Genomic DNA, 433 nt, shown 5'->3' with positions numbered 1-433 from the left:
CGTCCTGCCTCACCAACCGGCAGGTCGCGGCCTGGATCACCCCGCAGGGCCCCGCCGACACCCGGCCCCAGTTCAGCCCAGAAGAGTTTGTGCGCGCCGGACTGCCGTCCGCGGCGGGGGAGTCGGCGCCGACGAAGCCCGGCACCCTGTACTCGCTGTCCAAGGAAGGGCGCGGCACGGCCGGGCCGCTCGTCACCGCGCTCACCGTCGCCGTCGTGGAGGCGGCCGAGGAGCTGGCCGCCGAGTCCGCGGGCGGGCGCCTGGCGACCCCGCTCGTCGGCGTGCTCGACGAGGCCGCGAACGTGTGCCGCTGGCGCGAGCTGCCGAACCTCTACTCGCACTACGGATCGCGCGGGATCGTCCTGGACACCGTGCTGCAGAGTTGGTCCCAGGGCGTGGAAGTCTGGGGCGAGTCCGGCATGAAGAAGCTGTG

General features: G+C 73.2%; 1 protein-coding gene. It reads left to right on the top strand.

Annotated elements, in window-relative coordinates:
- The coding region (locus G3I78_RS48765) for a TraM recognition domain-containing protein (RefSeq protein ID WP_164437085.1) at positions 1–433 on the top strand (433 nt) is incomplete at both ends.

It is taken from the genome of Streptomyces sp. SID13726, assembly GCF_010548375.1.
GTDB lineage: Bacteria > Actinomycetota > Actinomycetes > Streptomycetales > Streptomycetaceae > Streptomyces.
The sequence above is the reverse complement of the archived record's forward strand: the minus strand, read 5'-3'. Positions and strand labels throughout refer to the sequence as shown.